Raw genomic sequence first — 16470 nt, 5'->3', positions numbered from 1 at the left:
ACTCGAGCGCGGCGGGGATGAAGCAGCAGGGACCGCGACTACTTCACGCCGACCGCGCCCCAGCTCTCCAGCACCTTCTGGGCCTCCACGGAGTCCTTGCCGTAGAGGTCCTGCGCCGCCTTGTACGTGGCCTCCTTCGCCTGGGCGAAGTTGGTGGTCGGCGTCATGTAGAAGTTCAGCGCGCGGGAGTAGATCTTCAGGCCCTTCTCGATGCCGATGCCGTCCTTCACCTCCACGCCGGAGGTGCGGTTCTTGCCACCCTCGGACAGCAGGTAGAAGGCGTTGTTCGGGATGCCCGAGTTGATGTGCACGCCGCCGTTGTCCTGCCAGCCGGTGTAGCGCTTCGAGTAGTGGTCCGGCGACATGCCGTCGCTGGAGGGGTTGCTCAGGTCACGCAGGCCGTCGGTGTCGTCGCCGTTGTTGGGCGTGAACGTGTCCTCGCCCACCGTCCAGTCGAACTTCACCGCCTCGTTGCGCTGGCTGGCGTACCACTCCACGCCCACGCCCATGATGTCGCTCATCGCCTCGTTGAGGGCGCCCGACTCGTTGCGGTACTGCAGGCCCGCGGTGCGCTCGGTGAGGCCGTGGGTGATTTCGTGGCCCGCGATGTCCAGCGTGGTGAGCGAGCCGAACTGGTCGCCGTCACCGTCGCCGTAGTTCATCTTCTCGCCGTCCCAGAAGGCGTTGGCGAAGTCCTTGCCCACGTGCACGTCGGAGATGAGCTTCTCGCCCTTGCCGTCGATGGAGTCTCGGCCGAGCACGTCCTTGTAGAAGTCGTACGTGGCCTGGGCGCCGTACTGCGCGTCCACCGCGTCCTTGTTGCGCGCGGAGTCGGTGCCCTCGCCCCAGATGTCGTTGTCGTCGGTGACGGCCGCGTGCGTGGTGTTGTCGGTGTTCGGGTCGCGGTTGAGCGCGTCGCGCGTCACCACGCCGCCGCCGCGCGAGGTGTCCTCGAGCGAGTACGTGCCGTCCGCGTTCTTCGTGCTGCCGATCTCCACCTTGCCGCTGTACTGGGTGGTGTCGTCCGCCTTGCTCGAGGGTGTGGGCGTGCCGGGCTCCTCGGTCGTCGGCGTCTCGGCCGTCAGCGAGGGCTTCACCCCGTGCGAGTGGCCCGCGTGGTCCGCGCCGTGCGCGTGGCTGCCCACGCCGCCCATCTGGTTGTACTGCTCCAGCACCTTGCCGGTGTTCGCGTCGACCAGGTACTGCATGCGGCGCGGGTCCTTGCCCGGGCCCACGTCCGTCGTGTTGCTCAGCTCCACGTGGTACGCGGCCTTGTACTCGCCGTTGGCGTCCTTGAAGATGACGCGCTCGGAGACGGGCTTGCGGTCCGTGGGGCCGTTGAACTCCTTCTGGGCCACGGCCAGCGCGTCCTCGGCGGACAGCTTCGTCTCCTTCTTGCCCAGGCCCGCGGGGATGGTGCCCACGTCACCCGTCAGGCTCTCCAGCTTGCCCTCGCGGTCCAGGTGACCCACCACCTGCTCGCCGAAGACGGGCACCCCCTCGTGCTTGCGGTCCATGCGCACGTGCGTGAAGCCCAGGTCGTCCTTCTCCACCGCGCGCGGCGCGAAGTCCGCGGCGTTGACGCCCTGCTTGCCGGCCAGCAGCTGCGACACCGTGGGCGCCGCCTGCTTCTGCAGGAAGTCCACCGTCGTCTGGATGGCCGCCTTGCTGGTGTCGCTGTCCAGGGCCACCGGGCCGGACTTCACCGTCGGCGCCGTCAGCGGCGTGGCCGGCTTCGCCAGCGCGGGCTTCGTCGCCGCCTCGAAGGTGGAGCCCTCGGTGAAGCCCAGGGCCTTGTTCTTCACCTCGGGCGCCGTCGCGGGCCGGGGGTCCGTGGAACGCGTGACGGGAAGCTTCGGGAGGTCGGCGCGAATCTTCATGGTGGGGGGGCCCAGAGGTGACAGGTTCGTGAAGATTCTCGGACTCTGGGCACCCGAGGTTGTGTCGCGATAGGAGGAAAAAGCACACACGCCCTGTCGGAGCAGGCAACCTGCCGGAATCATGGAGGCCCCGGCCTCCGCTCAAGATGAGTCGTAACGGCCCCACCCTGGGCGTACGCTGTACGCCAGCCCCGCGCCCATGCCACGTCCCCGCTCGCTCACCCTGCCCGGCATCGCCGACGCCGCCCTCACCGTCATCGAGCGGGAGGGGCTGGCCGCGCTGTCCATGCGCTCGGTGGCGAGCGCGCTCGGCATGGGGACCATGTCCCTGTACCGCTACGTGGAGGGGCGGGAGGCGCTGGAGTCGCTGGTCGTCGACGCGGTGATGCGGGACGTGCGCCTGCCCGGCCCGGGCGGGGACACGCCCTGGACCGAGCGGGTGAAGACGCTGCTGGGACAGGTGCGAGGGGCGGTGGCGCGCCACCCTTGCGTCGCGCCGCTGGTGCTCACCCGGCGCCACTGCACCGAGGGCACGCTGGCGTGGGCCGAGGCGCTGCTCGCGCTCCTGACGGAGGGCGGCTTCGAGGGCCTTGGGCGGCTCGTCGCCCTGCGCACGCTGGTGAGCCACGTCTTCGGCTCCGTCCAGCTCATGCACCTGGGCGCCCTGTCCGGAGAGGGCACCGCCGCGCTCACACAGCTGGACGCCGGCCGCCATCCCCTGCTGCGACAGACGGCCGGGGACGCGCGGCGGCTCCCCCCTGACGAGGAGTTCCGGCGCGGCCTGGACGTCGTGCTGCTCGGCCTGGAAGCCACGCTGGCCCGCCGCTGAGGACGGGCCCGCTCGAGGCGCCTCAGGCGGCGCGCAGGGGCCACGGCTCGGAGCGCGGGCCCGCCTCCCAGTTGTCGTGACGGCCGTCCCAGTACTGGACCGTGAGCTTGGAGAGGTCCACGCCGTCCAGGCAGCCCACGTTGATGGAGCGGAAGTCCCCGCCCAGCTCCTCGACGAAGCCACCGCCGTAGGCCTGGACGCCGCAGTGCTTGCAGAAGCGCCGGTAGTTGGGGCTCTTGCCCACGCGGTACTCGCCCGTCTCGCCCTCGCCCTGGAGGACGCGGAACGAGCTGGGGGCCACCTGCGTCGTCGTGCCGCCCATCTTCGTGCAGACGGTGCAGTTGCAGCGGTTCACCGCCTCGGCGAGGTCCACCTCGGCCTCGAAGCGCACGGCGCCGCAGTGACAGCCGCCGACGTACTTCTTCAGGGTGGGGGACTTCTGGGCAGGGGTCAGGCTCATGGCGGGTTCTCCTCGGTGAGTCGCTGTGATGAGGGAGTTATGGACCCTGCCCGTGACAGGAGTATGTCAGGTTTGTTCGAGGGCCTTCGCGGCCCGGGCCTCCCGCAGCAGGTCGGTCAGCGCCTCGCGGGCCTGGACCCGGGCCTCCTTGTCCTGGTCCCCCCGCCCCTGGTTCAGCACCCAGGCCGTCACCAGGGCCTTGGAGGCCTCCTGGGAGCGCGCCCACGCGTCGGTCTCTGCGTCCTCCTCCCCTGAGGTCCTGGCCGCCCAGACCTCCGCGAGGTGGCTGGCGGCATCGGCGAAGGCGGCGGCCGCGGGCTTCCCGCCCAGCACCCACGCATTGCGCAGGTCTCCCAGCCCGCTGGCGACGAGGTGCGCCTGGCGTGGAGGCGTCTTCGCGCGAGCCTGGGCGAACAGCTCCGCCGCCGGCCGCGCGTCCTGGATGCGCTCGGCCACCCGGCTCAACCAGTCCGCGCAGACCTGGTGGGCGCGCTCCTCCGGGAAGCGGTCGACCACGGAAGGCAGCAGCGGGTACAGGTGCCGGGCGCGGGCCCAGGCCTCCTCGGCGGAGGCGAAGTGGAAGCCATTCGCCTCGAAGATGGCGAGCATGCGGACATCGGGCGTCTCCTCGGACATGAGGAAGGCTCTACGCCTGCATCGGCCCCACCGGCAACGCGGAATCAGGCGCGCGAGCGGAGGATGTCACCCGGCGTCACGCCCAGCACGCGGCGCATCCAGCGGGCCATGTGGCTCTGGTGGGAGAAGCCCGCCTCCAGGGCCACCTGTCCCGTGGGCAGCTCGCCGCGCAGGAGCAGCGTGCGGGCCCGCTCCACGCGGCGCTGAATCACGTACTCGTGGACGGGCAGCCCGGTGGAGCGCTTGAAGAGCGTCTTGAGGTGCGACGCGCTGACGGCCGCCACGCGGGCCAGCGTCGCGAGCGAGAGGTCCTCGTCCAGGTGCGTCTCCACGTAGTCCGTGACGCGCTGGAGCTGGTCCGCGGACAGGCCCCCACGCACCTCGACCTCCGCGCGGTAGTGGGACAGCAGCCGGGCCGCGAGCGCGAGGCCCAGGCTCTCCCGGTACAGCAGCCCGTTGGGGAAGTCCGCGCGGGCCTCCGCCTCCAGCGCCCAGGCGATGTGCTCCAACTGCGCGTCGCGGAAGTGGTGCCGCAGCGCCACGCCCACGCGGTCCGGGTCCAACCCCATGTCCTCGGCCGCCCGCTGGAGAAGGGAGTGCGGCAGGCGCAGGTCCAGGCCCACGCTGTCATCGTCCTCCACCCAGGTGTCGGTGTGGCCCGCCGGCAGGAGGAACAGCTCTCCTCGCGTGCGCACCGAATAGTTCTGGCTGGCGAGACAGGACACCCGCACGGGCTCACCGGCGTGGATGTTGAGGACATGGTCCGAGCTCGCCAGGTGGACCCGGTCTCCGGCGCGCGTGGTGCGCAGGTCGACCCCCAGGCCGACTCGAGGTCGTCGCGCGTGCTCGCTCATGGCCCCTGAATATAGGGGGCGGCGTCCTTTCGTGCTCCCGAAACATCCGTGCGTGCGCGACCCCCGAGGGGGCCGTCGGTATTCCTCTCCCACACGCGATGAAGCCGCCGCGCCCGACGCGCTCGGCGTGCGGCCGTGCATCCAGGCAGGACCTCAGGGGAGAGACGACATGGGACGGTATTCCGGGAAGAAAGTGGTGGTGACGGGAGGAACGGCGGGCATCGGGCTCGCCGCGGTGAAGGCGCTGCTCGCCGAGGGCGCGGAGGTGCTGCTCACCGGCCGCGGCGAGCAGGGACTGGAGGCGGCGCGCAAGGAGCTGGGGCCGCGTGCCCACGTGGTGCGCTCCGACACGGCGAGCCTGCGGGACATCGACGCCCTGGCCACGCACGTGAAGCAGACGCTGGGCGCGGTGGACTTCGTCCTCGTCAACGCGGGGTTCGCGAAGCTGGTGCCCTTCGAGCAGGTGACAGAGGCGGTGTACGACGAGACCTTCGGCATCAACACGAAGGGGGCGTTCTTCACGGCGCAGCGGCTGGCGCCCCTCGTGCGGGATGGCGGCGCGTTCGTCTTCACCACGTCGGTGGCGGACGAGACGGGCGCGCCGGGCATGAGCGTCTACTCGGGCTCGAAGGCGGCGGTCCGCTCGTTCGTGCGGGTGCTCGGCGCGGAGCTGGTGGCGCGGGGCATCCGGGTGAACGCGGTGAGCCCGGGCTTCACGCGCACGCCCACGCTGGGCGTCACCGGCGCCACGCCCCAGGAGGTGGAGGCCTTCGAGCAGGAGGGCCTGCACCTGACGCCCATGAAGCGCATCGCGGACGCCGAGGAGGTGGCCCGGGCGGCGCTGTTCCTCGGCCTCGAGGCCACGTTCACCACCGGCGCGGAGCTGCCCGTCGACGGCGGCCTGTCGCAGTTCTGAGTTCCACTTCCACCTCGAAGGACACACGACATGAAGCCACACATCAGCGTCATCGGCGCGGGCCGCATGGGCTCCGCCTTGGTCAAGGCCTTCCTCCAGAGCGGATACACGACGACGGTCTGGAATCGCACCCGGGCACGGTGCGAGCCGCTGGCCACGGCGGGCGCGCGCATCGCCGACTCCGTGCGGGACGCGGTACACGCCGCCAGCGTCGTCATCGTGAACGTGAACGACTACGACACCAGCGACGCGCTGCTGCGCCAGGACGAGGTGACGCGGGAGCTTCGCGGCAAGGTGCTGGTGCAGCTCACGTCCGGCTCGCCGAGGCTGGCGCGCGAGCAGGCGACGTGGGCACGTCGGCACGGCATCGACTACCTGGACGGCGCCATCATGGCCACGCCAGACCTCATCGGTCAGCCCCACTGCACGCTCCTGTACGCGGGCCCGAAGGCCCTGTACGACAAGCACCAGGCCGTGCTGGCGGCGCTCGGTGGAAACACGCAGCACGTGAGCGAGGACGAGGGCCATGCCTCCGCGCTCGACAGCGCGATGCTGTTCCACATGTGGGGCTCGCTGTTCAGCGGGCTGCAGGCCGCGGCCATCTGCCGGGCGGAGGGGATTGCGCTCGACGCGCTCGGCCCGCATCTGGACTCCGTCGTGCCCATGATTCAGTTCGGCGTGGCCGACCTGCTCCAGCGCATCCAGCAGGAGCGGTACAGCGCGGACACCGAGAGCCCCGCCACGCTCGACACGCACAACGTGGCGTTCCAGCACCTGCTTCACCTGTGCGAGGAGCGGAACATCCACCACGCCCTCCCCAAGGCCATGGATGCACTCATCCAGACCGCCCGGAAGGCGGGGCACGGACAGGACGACTTCTCGGTCCTCGCGCGCTTCCTGCGCTGAGTGTGACAAAGGATAGAGCGGTGCGTCAGAGAGCATGGCTGATTGTCATTTGACGCTCTCACTGCAGCGTTCGCGCTCCTGGACTGCTTGCCTTTAGACTCCGGGTGCGCACTCCCGCGCGTCCCACCAGGAAGACAGGATGAAGAGAGCAAGCATGTGGCTGGCCACGGTGACGGCCCTCGGCCTGATGTTCGGATGTGGCGCACCGCTGCCCGAGGAGACTCAAGAACCCGTGAGCGAGCAGCCGGCGGATACCGGCTCGGACGTGAGCGCGCAGGCGTGTGAGGACAACCCGACCTGCCTGTGCAACCGCATCTGTCGTCAGCGGTGCGGCACGAATACGGAGTGCATGACGCAGTGTCTCGCCGAAGAGTGTTAGACGGGATTCGTCACGAGGCGCACCGCGGGCACCCCGCGCGCGGTGCGCCTCGACTCGAACCCGTGGTGTTGCATGGCGCAGAAGAAGACCTCCTCGTCCCCCCAGAGCAAGTCCACGCCCCGCGCCTCCGCCGGGAAGCCGGAGCCTGTCGCTCCCGAGGCGGCGTGGACCGGGCTGGAGCAGCAGGTGCTCGCCGTGCTGGGGGAGAAGGCCGTGGGCCAGTACCCCGCGGACCTGGAGCCCATGAGCCGGGTGTTCGAGCAGGGCCCCGACGAGACGGGACTCCTGCCCGAGTCGTACCAGCGCTTCGTCGAGGCGCTGGGGTATCGCTGGCTCAACACGGGCAAGAAGGCCCTGGCGTTCCTGCCGCCGCGCTGGCGCGCGAGCGCGTCCCAGGGCATGGGCGAGCCGAACCGTCAGTGGACCGAGGTGCGTAAGGAGCGGGAGGCGGGCCGTCACGTGTACCGCTTCGTGATGTTCGCCTCCGCGGACCTGAACGACGTCAACGGCTTCGCCTTCGGGCTCGGTGCGAAGGGCGGCGCCCCCGTCGTGTTCCAGGTGGAGGACAGCCTGCCCCTGCGCGAGCTGGGAAGCTTTGAAGCGTGGCTCGGCAAGGCCCTCGAACCCCTGCGCAAGGCCATCGCGAAGCCGGCGAAGAAGCCCGAGCTGGGGGACCCGCTCGCGCTGCTCCAGGAGTCCCTCGGCGAAGTGGCGGCGAAGGCGAGGCAGGCGGGCGCGGCGGCCCTCTTCGACACCTTCCCTCGTGACACCCGCGCCATCTCGCTGCTCCACCGCAAGCTGGGCGTGGTGCCGGACATGGTGGCCGAGTTCTCCCAGCTGGAGACCCTGACGGTGAAGGGGGCGGGGCTCAAGGAGCTGCCCTCCGTGCTGGGCCAGCTCACGAAGCTCAAGCAGCTCGACTGCTCCTGGAACGCGGAGCTGGCCACGCTGCCCGCCGAGCTGGGGCGCCTTCAGGACCTCGAGTCACTCAACCTGGACCACACCGCGGTCGCCACGCTCCCGGAGGCGCTCGGGCAGCTTCCGCGCCTGCGCTCGCTCAGCCTCAAGAACACGCGCCTCACCGCGCTGCCGGCGTGGCTGAGCCAACTGCCCGCGCTCAAGTTCCTGGACCTGTCGCGCACGGACGTCCCACCGGGGGAGCTCGAGGCCTTCAGACAGGCCCGTCCCGAGTGCTCGATGTATCCGCGACCGTGACGGGGGGACTCACTCCTGGATGGAGTCGCCCACCTGCCGGAGGTCCTCGGGGTCCACGTCCTCGCGACGCAGCACCTTGCACAGCGCGCGGAACCAGTGCTCGAAGCTCTCGAAGCCGAACATCATCGGGTCGTTCTCGTCCAACCACGTGCCGTCGTCCACGTAGTGGCCAGCGAGCGCCTCGTAGTCGTTATCCTCGAAGTAGACGGGCAGCTCTCCATCCTTCGGTGTGGTGCGCGTGTAGAAGCACCACCGCGACGCCTCCACGCCCATGTACGCATCCGCGAAGGAGATGAGGTCCGTCGTCGTGATCTCCCGGCCATCCACCGTGGTGCCCGCGGGAGTCCAGGCCGCCGTGAGGGAGGCCATCGTGGGCGCCCAGACGTGGAACGGGCGATACGTCTCCCACTCCTCGGTGTCCGGCTGGTACTCGAGCCGGACCTCGCGGTGCAGCATCAGGAACTCGCGATAGCTGTCCGGGATGACGAAGGCCTCCTCGCGATAGGGCGTCGGAAGCTCGTACTCGAACCCGGTCAGCATGCGGGGCAGCGCGTCCACCTCCTCGCGCGTCAGGGGTGCCTCCCGGATGAGCCGCCAGCCCCGCGCCTGGGCCCAGGCGTCCATCTCGTCCAGCAGGGCCTTCAAATCCTCTCGCCACGTCGCGCTCGCCATGCGTGGCCTCTATCCCGTCCCGAGCGAGAACGGAAGTCGCTCGGGGCTTTCGGGCCGTTTGCTCAGGGCTGGCTCGCGAGGGTGTAGTCGAGCACGTACAGGTGGACGCCCTTCTCGTCGATTTGAATCTCGTACGTGCCGGAGATGCCCTGGAGGTCGTCCGTTCCGGACTCGGGCACGACGGAGCCGACGACCTTGAATGCTCCGCGCGTCATGGAGCCCGAGTGCATGAGGGTGAAGCTGCCCTTGCGTCCCTCGAGGGTGCCGGTGACGCGCTCCAGCGCGACGTAGCCACCGGACTGGCCCTCGTCGAGCGTGGCGAGCATCTGACCCACGCCCGTGCCCTCCAGTGCGCCATGGTAGCGCTTGTCGATGGACAGCCGGCCGATGGGGGACTGCGCCGCGCCCGCGTCCGGGGCCAGGGGGGTCGCCTTGACGTTGAAGATGCCCTTCACGTGCTTCGTCATGTTCGTCTCGCTTCCGGTCCGGGTGGGTGTCGCCGCCGCAGGGGTGCTCGCGCAGCCCTGGAAGAGCACGGCGCCGAGCACCCACGCCAACACATTCGTTCCCGTCTTCGTCATGGGAGCTCCTTCGTGGTTGTGGGCCGTCAGATACGTGGCGGCGCGGCGGGTGGATTGCAAAAACGCGACACGCCGACAGAATGCGCGCTGGTGAGTCGCCCTCGCATCGACGCCGTGCGTGGCGTCCTCCAACGTCCCGCTCCCGCGGACAGCATCGTGCATGAGCGCTTCGCGCCCGCCGCGGAGCTGGAGGAGTTCATCCAGCACTTCTGGACGGTGCGGTGGGACTTGCGCGGCGAGCCGCCGCTCCTGGCGGAGACGCTCCCCCATCCCTGTGTGCATGTGGTGTTCGACCGGGGACAGGGCCGCGTCACGGGGGTGCAGTCGCGCCGGTTCCGCCGGAGGATTCAGGGACAGTCGCGGGTGTTCGGCATCAAGTTCCGGCCCGCGGCGTTCCAGCCGGTGTTGGGGGCGCCCTTGTCCCAGCTCACCGACCGGACGGTGAGCGTGCGTTCGGTGTTCGGGAGGGAGGGCATCGCGCTGAAGGACGCCATCCTGGCGGAGCCGGACGTGCGCCGGTGCGTGACGCTGGCGCAGGACTTCCTGCGGCGACGGCTGCCGCCCATGCCCGAGCCCATCGCGAGGATGCGGGACCTGGTGGAGCGACTGGCGGCGGACGCGTCGGTGACACGGATGGAGCAGGTGGCCGCGCTGGCGAAGCTGGAGCCGCGCAACCTCCAGCGGAGGTTCAGCGCGGCGGTGGGAGTGAGTCCCAAGTGGGTCCTCAAGCGCTACCGGCTCCACGAAGCCGCCGAGCAGCTCGCGCGCGTCCAGGTGCCCGACATGGCGAGCCTGGCGCTCCAACTGGGCTACTTCGACCAGTCCCACTTCATCCGCGACTTCAAGGCCCTGGTCGGCTGCTCTCCGGGACAGTACGCCGAGCGCGCCGCCGCGAGCCGGAGCGCCTTGGGGCAGCAGGTCCGCCGACGCCCGTGAACCTCATGGGTCTCAGGAAGCCCGCGCTCCGGCGCGACACGAACCTCCAGTCGCCAACACCTGTCGGGACAGGCGTTGAGTGGACCACGCCCGCGCGGACTTCCTTCAGACCGGGTTCCTACCTTGGCACGACCCAAGGGGAGGACACATGAGCGACGAGGATCCGCGTCACCATCAAGGGCTCCAGCAGGACCTGCGCGTCCTGATGGCACGCGCGGGACGCAGACAGGTGCTGCGCTGGATGGCCGGCGCCAGCCTCATTCCATGGCTCGGCTGCGGCGACGATGACGACCCGACACCGGACCCGTCCGGCTGCTCGCGCATCCCCGAGGAGACCGCCGGCCCCTACCCCGCCGACGGCTCGAACGGGCCCAACGTCCTCCAGCAGTCGGGCATCGTCCGCTCGGACATCCGCGCGAGCTTCGGCAACACCCGCACCGTCGCCGAGGGAGTCCTCACGACGGTGACACTCACCCTCGTCGACGTCAACGATGCCTGCGCCCCGCTCGCCGGCCGCGCCGTCTATCTGTGGCACTGCGACAACTCGGGGGAGTACTCCCTCTACGGGGCGGGCATCACGAACGAGAACTACCTGCGCGGCGTGCAGGAGACCAACAGCCAGGGCCAGGTCACCTTCACCAGCATCTTCCCCGCCTGCTACAGCGGCCGCTGGCCCCACATCCACTTCGAGGTGTACCCGGACCTGGCCTCGGCCACCTCGTCCGCGAACAAGCTCGTCACCTCCCAGCTCGCCCTGCCCAAGGCCGCCTGCGACGAGGTCTACGCCACGTCCGGCTACTCGCAGAGCGTCGCCAACTTCCAACGCGTCAGCCTCGCGACGGACAACGTCTTCAGCGATGGCTCCTCCACCCAGGTCGCCACCGTGACAGGCAGCGTCGCGGACGGCTACGTCGTCACGCTCGTCGTGGGCATCCCGGGCTGAAGCCGAGGCGCCCCAGGGGCACCACTCCACGCCCCGTCTCGCCGCCCGACGACGAAGCCATCCCCCGGCCAACATGCGCGTCGCAGGCACGCTGGCGCTGCGCGCGCCGAAGCCACACAGCGAAGGCGGACGAGGAGTGGCCCTGCTCCACTCCTCGCCCACCCCGCCTTGCCACCCGACGAGAACGCCGCCCCCGGGCGGAGGGCGTCCCCATCGTCAAACCCACCTCACGGCCACGGCGAGGACGGACGAGACGTGGCGCGGCTCCACCACGCCTCGCCCGCCGCGCCTTGCTGCGTGGCGAGGGCGCCGCCCCCGGGCGGAGGGCGCCTCGCCGTCACTGGAACAGCAGGCAGAGGGTGTCGAGCGTGTAGAAGTCCGACGGCACGAACGGGGCCCACGTCTGGCGCACGAAGTAGAGGTGACGGCCGTCCACGCTCAGCGACGGGTGGAACTCGTCCTTCTCCGTGTTCACCGCCGGCCCCAGGTTGATGGCCTTCGTCCACTTCCCGCCGATGTTGACGCTCGCGTACAGGTCACCGAGCCCGTAACCCTCCGGCCGGTTGAGCGACGCGAAGATGAGCACCCGCCCATCCGCGGAGATGTGCGAGTTGTACTCCCAATAATCCGGACTGTTGATGGCCACGCTCAGCTTCTCCGCCGGCGCGTACCCCGGCCCCCGCCGCTCCGCGCGATACACGTTGAAGTCCGAGTCGAACGTCCCGCTCGCGAAGTACAACGTCCCATCCCGCGTGGCGCTCACGTACAGCTCCTGCCGGTCCGAGTTCACGTTCGGCCCCAGGTGCAGCGGCTCACCCCAGCTCCCATCCGCCTGCCTGTGCACCACCCACAGGTCCGAGTCCGCGCGCTCCTCGGTCCCCGTCACCGGCCGCGTGGACGAGAAGAAGAGCGACTGGCCGTCGACCGACAGGAACGGGTCCGTGTCCAGCCACGTCCCCGAGAAGGACACCAACTGGCCCGGCGTGAAGTGGCCGTTCACCTTGCGCGTCTCGTAGATGGCCTGGAACGGCGCCTCGGCCGAGTCCACGTGGTAGTAGGCCGTGTTGCCGTCCGCGGAGAAGGTGAGCCGGTACTCGGAGCGGTCCGGCAGCGAGACCTCTCCAGGCGCGAACATGTCGCCGCCCGGGGTGCAGCTCAGGAAGCGCAACGCCTCGCTGGACACCTCGCTCGCCCCGAGCGCCTCGGCCACCGGTGCCGTCTCCGGCGCCTGCGAGGCGCACGCCATCGACAGGGAGGACAGGGCGGCGATGAATCCCACGGACCACGACTTGCTCGGCGTGAAGCGCTGCATGCGGCGTCTCCTTTGTTGGAGACACCATCGCCTCCCTGCTCGACGGCCGCATTGACGATGGGATGAACGGTGGAGCTTCCGGGACGAACCGTGGAGCCCGCCCCGACCAACGCTCAGGAGGGCAGGTCCAGGGCCCGCTGCAGCCGGGCACGGTAGCTGCGTCCGGAGGTCAGCTTCGTGCCGTCCCGCAGGGTGAGCACCATCTCCCCGGGCGCCAGCGGCTCCACCTCCTCCACCCGGTCCAGCCGGACGATGAGCGAGCGATGGATGCGCACGAAGTCCCTCGGGTCCAGCTTCTCCTCCACCGCGCTCATCGTCTCGCGCGTCAGGAAGGACTGCTTGCCCTGGTGGACGCAGACATAGTTGCCCTCCGCCTCCAGGTAGTCGATGTCCTCCACGCGCAAGAAGCGCATGCGCCAGCCCACCTTGGCCACCAGCCGCGTCGCATACCGCTCCGGGGCGGGGGACAGTCTCGAGGACAGCGACTCCAGCCGCTCGACCAGCTCCGCGTCCAGCTCCGTCGCCCCCGTGCGCCTGCGCTCACGCACGCGCGAGAGGCTCCGCCGGAAGCGCTCCTGGTCGAAGGGCTTGAGCAGGTAGTCGAGCGCGTTCGCCTCGAACGCCTGCACCGCGAAGTCCCGGTGCGCCGTCACGAAGATGACCGCCGGCGGGTGCTCGCGCGACACCGCCCGCAGCACCCCGAAGCCATCCGGCTCCGGCATCTGCACGTCCAGCAGCACCAGGTCCGGGCGCTGCCTGCCGATGGCGTCGATGGCCTCGTTGCCGTCCCGACACTCACCGATGACGGCCATGTCCGGCTCCTCCGAGAGCAGCTCCTTGAGCCGCGCCCGGGCGAGCGGTTCGTCGTCGACGATGAGCACGCGGATGGGCTGCGTCACGCCGCACGCTCCGTCCGGAAGGGAATGGCCAGCGACACCCGCGCCCCACCCTCCTCGCGAGCCTCCAGCTTCAGCCGATGCGCGGGGCCGTAGAGCTGCACCAGGCGCTCGCGGGTGATCCACAGCCCCTTGCCGCCCCGCTCGGACTTCGCCGCCGCGCCCTCGCGCAGCCCCACGCCGTCGTCGCGGACCTCCAGCAGCAGCTCCGGCCCCTCGCGCCTGGCCGTCACCGTCACCGTGCCCGGCGCCGAGCGCGGCGCGATGCCGTGCTGGATGGCGTTCTCCACCAGGGGCTGCAGCACCAGGTGCGGCACCCGCGCGCCCAGCGCCTCCCGCGAGATGTCCTGCTCCACCCGGAGCCGGTCGTTGAAGCGCACGCCCTGGATGTCCAGGTAGAGCTGGAGCGTGCGCAGCTCGTCGCGCAGGGGCACCTCCTCGCGCCCCGCCGCCTGGAGCGTCTCCCGCAGCAGGTCACTGAGGCGCGCAATCATCCGCTCGCTGCCCAGCGGGTCCCTGCGCACCAGCGCGCAGATGGAGTTGAGCGTGTTGAAGAGGAAGTGCGGATGCAGCTGCGCCTCCAGCGCGTGGAGCTGCGCGCGGGCGAGCTGGGTGTCACGCAGCCGCAGCTGCTCCGCGTAGTAGATGGCGTGGGCCACGCCCAGGAGCGTCAGGTAGATGAACGGGTTGTAGAGCAGCGCATGCTCGAGCACCGCCGTGTACGCGGGCGGCGCGTCGTACCAGTGGAAGTACGGGTCCAGCGAGTAGATGACCGTCGCCCGGAAGAACGAGACCGCGAGCGCGCCCCCCACATGCAGCGCGAGCCGCGAGCGCCACAGGCGCCGGTCGAACGGGAAGCGCAGGCCGAAGTGCACCACCGCGATGGTGACGGGCGCCCACAGCGCCGTGGCGAAGCCATCCGTGAGCAGCGCCTGCGTCCAGGACACGCCCCGCACGGAGTGCGCCTCACTGGAGGCCGCCAGTCCCTGCAAGGTCCAGTAGGAGAAGGCCCCCACCCACAACAGCCAGCCGCGTCCGCGTGACATGGCTTCACCGTACACAAAGTCACATCGACGTTCACATCCACGCGGCGCCCGCCCATGAAGTACAAGCTCGCGCATGGGTGAAGAGACACAAGTCCACTACCAGAGGCTGCTGGCGGATGTCGAAGCATGGGCGAAGGGCTTCGGAGGAAGGCTCGTCCTGGGGCCGCCCGTCCCCGAGGAGGACCTGGCCCTGCTGCCCGAGTTGCTGGGAACCAGCGCCTCCACGGGAGCGCCCCTCCCCTCCGGGCTGCTCGACTTCTGGCGACTGTGCGGGTTCGCCCGCGTCGAGGTGCTCCGCGCCGAGGACGGCGAGGAAGCCGTGTGGACGGCCCTGCCCGCGGACTTCCGCGTGTACTCACCCGATGAGGTGCTGGCGTCGCTGTCCCTGGTGCGCATCCCCGCGGGCGTCACCCGAGACCAACACCCCATCACCACGGCGCACCTCATCCCCTTCGCCGCCGCCCATCGACTGCCTCGGGAGGTCCAGTGGTGCATCGCCACGAACGGCGGCGGACTGAAGGCCCCCGTGCTCGTGCTCAACCGCATGGACGCGCTGGCCTGGGCCTGCCTCCAGGACTCCGGCCGCTTCGTGTGGGAGACGACAGGCCAGAAGCCCGGGCCCGTGTTCGACCACTTCCTCGACTGGCTCGAGGCCTACGTGCGGGACGTCCGCGACACCGCGCCCGAGGACCTCTATCCGGACGGCGTCTACCTCGACTGATGGGCCGCCACGGAACCTGGCTTCCTTTCCCTCCAGCAATCGAGCCCACTCGGCTCCAACCGCGCGGGCAGCTCCGCGTGGGGCACTCCAACCCGTACAACCTGGTCCCGCCGGTAGACATCGCGCGGCCCCGGGAACTGCGCTTCAAGGACGTGGCGGGCGGCGGATTCCAGAGCGTGGCGCTCGCCCCCCTGGGCCGCGGGTGGCAGCCGCTGCGCGGTGGCGCTCGATGAAGCAGGCGACCTCTGGGGCTGGGGCCTGCAGGGCACCTTCCTGGGACTCGGTCCGCCGGCGGGCGGCTGGTACCCCGTGGCCACGCCGCGCAAGCTGTCGTTCCCGGAGTTCGGCTCGCGCAAGCGCTCACCCGGCGTTCAGCACGACGGCCCGTCCATGGGTGAAGGGCTGGGCCGACGCGAAGCGGGGCGTCAGCGCCCAGCTCCCGTCCGGGTGGATGTAGCCGAACAGGCCGCCCACCTTCACGGCGGCCAGGCCTTCCGAGAACCCGCCGTTCACCGCCTCGAAGCGGGGCTCGATAACCTGGGCCCCCTTCTTGTCGATGAAGCCGTAGCGCCCCTTCACCTTCATCCGGGCCAGCCCCTCGCTGAACCAGCACTCGGACAGGGCGCCGTCCCACGACGGGATTTCAGGCGCCAGCCCCCACTCGCCCGCCTCGTTCACGAAGCCGAGCTTCGTGCCCTGCACCACCACCACGAGACCGTCCATGAACGTGGAGCCCATCGACTCGAACGAATAGGTCGCAAGGCACGTCCCTGTCGGGTCGATGAGGCGCGACGTCTCGCCCTTGGGTGGCTTCTTGAGGCCAACCAGTGCCCTGCCCTTGGAGAAGGCCCGGGCCAGTCCGCCACCGAAGCCGTCCAGCACCACCTCGCCCTGGGGGTTGATGTAGCCATCCGAGGCCTTCGCCCCGGAGCGCATCACCGGCGCGAGCCCCGAATCGAAGCGCCCCACGTTCACGTACGTGGCCCCCGCGATGACGTACTTCGTGAAGTTCGCCTTGAACACCACCGGCAGCACGAGCTTCCCGCTCGGGTCGATGAAGCCCTCGTCCGTCAGCGCCATCCCGTCGCTGAAGCCCATGAAGGCGCGCTTCACCGTCAACTTCGTCTCGCCCTTCACATCGATGAAGGCCCAACCGCCGCCCACGGGCATGCGCGCCATCCCTTCATTGAAACTGAAGGGCGTACCGTGGGGACTGGGGATGACCAGCTCCCCCTTCGTGTCGATGAAGCCGTAGCGCGTGGCGGACATGACGCGGACCCTAGACACC

Annotated in this window: 19 protein-coding genes; 9 read left to right on the top strand and 10 right to left on the bottom strand. The window is 70.0% G+C overall.

What is annotated here, in order from left to right:
• Positions 1-38 precede the first annotated feature (38 nt).
• On the bottom strand, positions 39-1880 hold the full coding sequence (locus AC6JA9_RS10060) for a M4 family metallopeptidase (RefSeq protein WP_497959573.1): 1842 nt from the start codon (positions 1878-1880) through the stop codon (positions 39-41).
• A 199-nt stretch (positions 1881-2079) separates the two neighbouring features.
• Between AC6JA9_RS10060 and AC6JA9_RS10055 the strand changes: the two genes are divergently transcribed.
• Positions 2080-2709, top strand: a complete 630-nt coding sequence (locus AC6JA9_RS10055; RefSeq protein ID WP_223784589.1) for a TetR/AcrR family transcriptional regulator — start codon at positions 2080-2082, stop codon at positions 2707-2709.
• A gap of 22 nt (positions 2710-2731) precedes the next feature.
• Here the strand turns inward: AC6JA9_RS10055 and AC6JA9_RS10050 are convergent, their stop codons facing one another.
• The 3 genes from AC6JA9_RS10050 to AC6JA9_RS10040 all read right to left on the bottom strand — a co-directional run bounded on the left by AC6JA9_RS10050 (position 2732) and on the right by AC6JA9_RS10040 (position 4659).
• Positions 2732-3169 (bottom strand): GFA family protein, encoded by a 438-nt coding sequence (locus tag AC6JA9_RS10050; protein ID WP_223747961.1) that lies wholly within the window; start codon positions 3167-3169, stop codon positions 2732-2734.
• A gap of 66 nt (positions 3170-3235) precedes the next feature.
• A complete protein-coding gene (locus tag AC6JA9_RS10045) occupies positions 3236-3805 on the bottom strand; it encodes a hypothetical protein (protein ID WP_267697471.1) in 570 nt (189 codons plus the stop codon).
• A gap of 44 nt (positions 3806-3849) precedes the next feature.
• On the bottom strand, positions 3850-4659 hold the full coding sequence (locus tag AC6JA9_RS10040; protein ID WP_223747959.1) for an AraC family transcriptional regulator: 810 nt from the start codon (positions 4657-4659) through the stop codon (positions 3850-3852).
• Between the two features lie 169 nt (positions 4660-4828).
• Between AC6JA9_RS10040 and AC6JA9_RS10035 the strand changes: the two genes are divergently transcribed.
• The 4 genes from AC6JA9_RS10035 to AC6JA9_RS10020 all read left to right on the top strand — a co-directional run bounded on the left by AC6JA9_RS10035 (position 4829) and on the right by AC6JA9_RS10020 (position 8075).
• A complete protein-coding gene (locus tag AC6JA9_RS10035; protein ID WP_223784586.1) occupies positions 4829-5575 on the top strand; it encodes an SDR family oxidoreductase in 747 nt (248 codons plus the stop codon).
• A 30-nt stretch (positions 5576-5605) separates the two neighbouring features.
• Positions 5606-6481: an NAD(P)-dependent oxidoreductase gene (locus AC6JA9_RS10030; RefSeq protein ID WP_497959572.1), complete on the top strand. Its 876-nt coding sequence runs from the start codon at positions 5606-5608 to the stop codon at positions 6479-6481.
• A 139-nt stretch (positions 6482-6620) separates the two neighbouring features.
• The gene (locus AC6JA9_RS10025) at positions 6621-6860 is read left to right on the top strand and encodes a hypothetical protein (protein ID WP_223747957.1); all 240 of its coding nucleotides are present in this window, start codon (positions 6621-6623) and stop codon (positions 6858-6860) included.
• A 72-nt stretch (positions 6861-6932) separates the two neighbouring features.
• On the top strand, positions 6933-8075 hold the full coding sequence (locus tag AC6JA9_RS10020) for a leucine-rich repeat domain-containing protein (RefSeq protein WP_497959571.1): 1143 nt from the start codon (positions 6933-6935) through the stop codon (positions 8073-8075).
• Between the two features lie 9 nt (positions 8076-8084).
• On the opposite strand, the gene AC6JA9_RS10015 is transcribed toward AC6JA9_RS10020, so the two are convergent.
• Positions 8085-8747 carry a hypothetical protein gene (locus AC6JA9_RS10015; protein WP_223784582.1) on the bottom strand — a complete coding sequence of 221 codons (663 nt, stop codon included), beginning with the start codon at positions 8745-8747 and terminating at the stop codon, positions 8085-8087.
• A gap of 62 nt (positions 8748-8809) precedes the next feature.
• Entirely contained in the window at positions 8810-9328 is a 519-nt protein-coding gene (locus tag AC6JA9_RS10010) for a DUF3224 domain-containing protein (RefSeq protein WP_223784581.1), read from the bottom strand.
• Between the two features lie 90 nt (positions 9329-9418).
• Between AC6JA9_RS10010 and AC6JA9_RS10005 the strand changes: the two genes are divergently transcribed.
• Positions 9419-10264, top strand: a complete 846-nt coding sequence (locus AC6JA9_RS10005; protein ID WP_497959570.1) for a DUF6597 domain-containing transcriptional factor — start codon at positions 9419-9421, stop codon at positions 10262-10264.
• Between the two features lie 148 nt (positions 10265-10412).
• Positions 10413-11207 (top strand): dioxygenase family protein, encoded by a 795-nt coding sequence (locus tag AC6JA9_RS10000; RefSeq protein WP_223747951.1) that lies wholly within the window; start codon positions 10413-10415, stop codon positions 11205-11207.
• Between the two features lie 337 nt (positions 11208-11544).
• Here the strand turns inward: AC6JA9_RS10000 and AC6JA9_RS09995 are convergent, their stop codons facing one another.
• From AC6JA9_RS09995 to AC6JA9_RS09985, 3 genes are all read right to left on the bottom strand, one after another.
• The gene (locus AC6JA9_RS09995; protein ID WP_497959569.1) at positions 11545-12519 is read right to left on the bottom strand and encodes a TolB family protein; all 975 of its coding nucleotides are present in this window, start codon (positions 12517-12519) and stop codon (positions 11545-11547) included.
• Between the two features lie 113 nt (positions 12520-12632).
• Entirely contained in the window at positions 12633-13418 is a 786-nt protein-coding gene (locus AC6JA9_RS09990; protein ID WP_426732807.1) for a LytR/AlgR family response regulator transcription factor, read from the bottom strand.
• Positions 13415-14461: a sensor histidine kinase gene (locus AC6JA9_RS09985; protein WP_426732808.1), complete on the bottom strand. Its 1047-nt coding sequence runs from the start codon at positions 14459-14461 to the stop codon at positions 13415-13417. The genes AC6JA9_RS09990 and AC6JA9_RS09985 overlap by 4 nt, the downstream gene beginning before the upstream one ends.
• Before the next feature lie 73 nt (positions 14462-14534).
• On the opposite strand from AC6JA9_RS09985, the gene AC6JA9_RS09980 reads away from it, so the two are divergent.
• Positions 14535-15182 (top strand): hypothetical protein, encoded by a 648-nt coding sequence (locus tag AC6JA9_RS09980; RefSeq protein WP_141327536.1) that lies wholly within the window; start codon positions 14535-14537, stop codon positions 15180-15182.
• 77 nt (positions 15183-15259) lie between these two features.
• A complete protein-coding gene (locus AC6JA9_RS09975) occupies positions 15260-15415 on the top strand; it encodes a hypothetical protein (protein WP_497959568.1) in 156 nt (51 codons plus the stop codon).
• A 127-nt stretch (positions 15416-15542) separates the two neighbouring features.
• On the opposite strand, the gene AC6JA9_RS09970 is transcribed toward AC6JA9_RS09975, so the two are convergent.
• Positions 15543-16451 carry a WG repeat-containing protein gene (locus AC6JA9_RS09970; protein ID WP_141327537.1) on the bottom strand — a complete coding sequence of 303 codons (909 nt, stop codon included), beginning with the start codon at positions 16449-16451 and terminating at the stop codon, positions 15543-15545.
• Positions 16452-16470 lie beyond the last annotated feature (19 nt).

The organism is Myxococcus sp. MH1 (genome assembly GCF_059738865.1).
Note: the sequence above shows the minus strand (reverse complement) of the source record. Positions and strands in the feature narration are given on the sequence as shown.